Consider the following 4656-nt stretch of genomic DNA (forward strand, 5'->3'; position numbering starts at 1 on the left):
GACTCAGTAGAACAAACTGTACCTAAAGATATAAAAAGAATTAAAATCAACGTTATTAAAAAATGTTTTTTCATTTTATCTCCTCTTAAAAGATTTTTTTAATATTTTTCTTTAATTTTTAAATTTGGCTGATTTCATAAAATTTTGAGTAGATTTTGATATTGTTGTTATATTAAATGAATATTTTGCAAAATCTGAATTAATTTAAAACAGTAGCGTTGCTAGGCCAAAAATTACTGGCAGAATACCTATAAAATCCCAAATTAAATGCACCAAATAAGATATGGTGATATTCTTTGTTTTTACATAAATTAATGGAAATACAATAGAACCTATACCTATTGTCAATATTAAATCTGCAATATTTGATCCGTATGCTGATATGTGTGCCAGTGCAAATATAAACTGTGAAACAATAATTCCCACAATTATCGCGCCTTTACGGCCAATATATTTATATGTGAAAATCATAGGCAATACGATTCCTATGAATTTGAATAATTCTTCACCAACAAGTTGTATAATAGTGGATAGGATAGTTATTATTGGAGTGCCCGCATATGCTTTATGTGACTGTGAAGGAATTCCAAATACTTTTGCAATTAAAGTGGCTATACCCATTACCAGGAAAACGCTTATCAAACCAATGATTATAATTTTTATATCATTTTTTTCAGGTTTTCTAAAAATCTCTGATAAGTTGCCATCTAAAGAATACCATACTGCAATTAAAGGTATAAAACATGATAATATTGCTTTTAGAAGCACCATGTCTCCAAATTCAATGAAAGGTATGCAGAATGTTAAACAAAATCCAAGAAATAATACAATTAATTTTGAGGAACTAAGTTTAGGATTTCCATTGTAAAACGGAATATCATGCTCCGTATCTTCAAATCTGAAATAATCATTTTCCATAATGATTATTCTATTCGTAATTAGTATATAAATTTAAGGAAGTGTCACAACACAATTATATGAATATGTGTTTTTGCTTCATGTATGCGTATGTTCCTATTTACTATAGCACTTTAAGATTTGAATCATTATCCAATAAAAATATAAATATGTTGCATATGCCTAATATTATTACGCCAACAGTAACACGAAATGGTTAAAAAGAACCAAAAATTGCATAATCAGGATTCACTTTTATTGAATGAAGATGTTAGAAATAGATGATGTAAAGGAGATTTCTGAGTCTAACTATATTGATTACCAACAGAAATTAATTTAGAATTAATTATATCATTTATGATTAATGATTGCATATAATTTTCATGAAAACAATTAAATATGTTCAAATTAAGAGTTTATAATAATGTACAGTTTTTTAATTTGTCTTGCAGTATTAATTGCATCATACTTCATTTATGGTAAAATTTTAGAAAAAGTCGCAGACATTGATGAAAACAGGCAAACACCAGTTCATAGGTTTGAAGATGGTGTTGATTATATGCCAATGTCTCGAATTAAAGCATTTTTAGTTCAGTTTCTAAATATTGCAGGAACAGGGCCAATATTTGGAGTGATTCAAGGTGCTTTATTCGGTCCTGCAGCATTTCTATGGATTACACTGGGTACCATTTTCATTGGTGCAGTGCATGATTTCTTCTCAGGGTTCTTATCTTTACGGGATGACGGTTCCACCATGCCCCACATCATATCCAAATATTTGGGTACCACTGCACAAAAATTCATTGCAGTCGTCACTGTCATAACAGGGATATTTGTGGGGGCGGTGTTTTCAACAGGTTCTGCAGCCCTTCTCAGTAACTTGACAAGCATTCCATTATATATCTGGACAGCAGCAATATTTGGTTATTTCATTATTGCCACATTACTGCCCGTTGATAAGATTATCGGGAAAGTGTATCCTATTATGGGAGTTTTGTTCATGATAATGGTGGTTTTGATAACTGGAGCCGTAATATTAAATCCGGGATACACCATTCCTGAATTTACAACACAGGGTTTATACTTGTCTGACAATCCGATTTTCCCATTCCTGTTCGTTACAATTGCATGTGGTGCTATTTCCGGTTTTCACGCATCACAGTCACCTATTGTTGCAAGATGCATAAAAACTGAAAATGATTCAAGACCAGTATTTTTCGGTGCAATGGTTTTGGAGGGTATAACTGCTCTTTGTTGGGCAGCAGTCGCATTAGCATTTTTCCATGGCCAACCGCAACTTGGTGCAATATATGCCGCAGCACCTGCCGTTGCAGTAAATGAGATGGCTACAAAACTACTTGACCCAATTGGAGTGATTTTAATCATTATTGGTATTGTGGTCTGTCCAATTACAACCGGAGACACTGCACTTCGAAGTTCCAGAATCACATTAGCCGATGAATTGCACATCAATCAGGATAAACTCCTTTCAAGATTGAAACTGGCTCTCCCGATATTTATTGTGTCTTATGCATTGACTTTCATTGACTTTAATCTGGTGTGGAGATATGTTGCATGGGCTCAGTTAATAATAGCTGTCAGCGTACTTCTTTCAGCCACAGTTTATCTGATGAAAAAAGGAAAATTGTATATAATAACGCTACTTCCGGCTGTTTTCTGTATTTTAATTACTATAGGATATATTTTACAGGCCCCTGAAGGATTACAGTTGCCATCTATGATTGCAAACGCAATAGCTATTGTTGCAACGGCTATTATTACAGTAATATTCGTGAAAAAATACAGAAATATTTAAACCCTGAATTGAAGTTCAGCCATTTAAATTAGAGATACTTGTACTGCTTCAAAGTCAGCGATTGCATGAAATATTAGGGAAACTTTAAAAATGAATAAAAATAAAATTTTTAAACATAAGGAAGTGTGTCAAATGAGAAATATTGTTGTAGTCGAATGTATATCTACAGGAACAAATTATATTCAAGACATCGTTGCAAGAAATTATAATCCAGTTGTTTTGGAAATGGCTGAATCCGGTGATAATGAGGAAGCATTGCGAGTGTTGGCAGAAATTATTTAATTTTGAACATTTTTAATTTCTCCTTTTTTTGATTTTGATAACCTGGTTTTTTTAAGTTTGTGATATGAACTGTATTGCACTTATAATTGAATATAAATCCATTTTATTCTCTTTAATGAGATTAAATAGTCTTATTAGGTTGTAGGATGCTACAATTGTGAACATTAGATTCTGTACTCTTTTTAAGCCAATTATGGGAATGTAATCGTAGTGATAAATTCTTTTGAAAGATCCGTTGTGTGCTTCTACTGTCTTTGAGCGTAGTTTATAGTCTTTTATTCCGTCTTTAGTGGACATTAATCGTTCTACTTTGTATGTAACTTCGTGAACGTATCTTGTTATTGTTCTGTGGTTGGTTGTGTAGCATGTTCCTTTGTATTTGCAATTTTTGCAGGCTTGGTAGTTTGAATAGACTAATTTGATTTTATTTCCACCTCCTTTTTCTTGTGGAGCACGATATGCTCCATCAAGGGTTAATTCTTCATTATTTGGACAAATGAAAACATTTTTATATTCATCAAAAACAAAATAATCTATAGCAAATGGATTGTCAGGTAGATTACCTGAATTCTCTCTATTTTGCTGTTTTGTTGGAATTAAAGCAGTTACTCCTAATGAATCTAGATAATTCAAATTTGCTAGTGTTGAATAGATTGTATCCGCGCTAATTTTTTGGGGTTTAATTTGTAAATTAACGAGGATTTGATTCATTAATGCAGGAATTTGATAGTGATCCGTGGGATTTTGAACTGCATTAACTCCACATATTAGCTTCGATTTCGTATCAGTGCCCAACTGAATGTTAAATGAAAATTTAGGATATTTCTGACCATTATCTTTAGTTTTCATGAGTCGAGCATCATAATCGTTTAAAGCAAGCGACACCTGGCCAGAATAATCCAACAAATGTCGCCAATAAAAAAGAATATCAACTTTTTCTTCATCCGATTTTGATTTATCCTCTAAAAATTTTCGTGCTGTTCTTCTAAGCTTTTTTATTTCTTCTTTTGACAATTCTTCAACCATATAATGCTTTATTAATAAACTAATGTCTTTTTCTTTAATTATATTGAAAGGCGAATTGTAAGCGCCTTTAATTGTTCCGTCGATTGCAATATGTTCAAAATCAGTTAAACCAATCCTATTGGCCACAATTAAAATAAAACTCATGATTAACTGGTAAATTGGTTGAAAATACTTACAGTAATCCCGTATTGTCCTATCGCTTGGTTCAATGCCATGTGAAATCCAATTATACAAATGATTATACTTTGCGTTGTAAGCCAATTCCACAGTGCTTGTTATTTTATTCATATATCCATAAAAAATTAGTTTTATCATATCTTTAAGGTTAAAAGGAGGTTTTCCCACTTTGGAAGTTTTTCGTTCAATTTTAAAGAAATTGAAAGTACCATCAACGATTGTTGATGCAAGGTACATAAGTTGAAATTCTTCCTCCATTTCATCAATTTCCCTACTTTTATCACTCAAAATATTGTTATTCCAAATCATATCAATCAGAAACTCCTATATTAAATTGAATAATTATAGAATTAACTATAATTACTTATATATTTGTTATTTCTAATATAAATAGATTTTAATAACTTTTATTAAGAATAATAAGTTAAGAAGGCTCTGTCTAAAATTGTCATGATAAC

At 31.5% G+C, this 4656-nt stretch carries 4 protein-coding genes; 2 read left to right on the plus strand and 2 right to left on the minus strand.

Annotated features, from left to right (window positions below; genetic code table 11):
* Positions 1–204: 204 nt before the first annotated feature.
* A complete protein-coding gene (locus Q0W26_RS11420; RefSeq protein ID WP_298525521.1) occupies positions 205–918 on the minus strand; it encodes a CPBP family intramembrane glutamic endopeptidase in 714 nt (237 codons plus the stop codon).
* Between the two features lie 403 nt (positions 919–1321).
* Here Q0W26_RS11420 and Q0W26_RS11425 point away from each other — a divergent pair, with 403 nt between their 5' ends.
* Both Q0W26_RS11425 and Q0W26_RS11430 read left to right on the plus strand, forming a co-directional pair.
* A complete protein-coding gene (locus Q0W26_RS11425; protein WP_298525524.1) occupies positions 1322–2713 on the plus strand; it encodes a carbon starvation protein A in 1392 nt (463 codons plus the stop codon).
* A 132-nt stretch (positions 2714–2845) separates the two neighbouring features.
* Positions 2846–2995 (plus strand): hypothetical protein, encoded by a 150-nt coding sequence (locus Q0W26_RS11430; protein ID WP_298525527.1) that lies wholly within the window; start codon positions 2846–2848, stop codon positions 2993–2995.
* 51 nt (positions 2996–3046) lie between these two features.
* Here Q0W26_RS11430 and Q0W26_RS11435 read toward each other — a convergent pair whose 3' ends face one another.
* Positions 3047–4507 carry a transposase gene (locus tag Q0W26_RS11435; protein WP_298525530.1) on the minus strand — a complete coding sequence of 487 codons (1461 nt, stop codon included), beginning with the start codon at positions 4505–4507 and terminating at the stop codon, positions 3047–3049.
* Positions 4508–4656 lie beyond the last annotated feature (149 nt).

Origin of the sequence: uncultured Methanobrevibacter sp. (assembly GCF_947169325.1) — an archaeon.
Classification (GTDB): Archaea; Methanobacteriota; Methanobacteria; order Methanobacteriales; family Methanobacteriaceae; genus Methanocatella.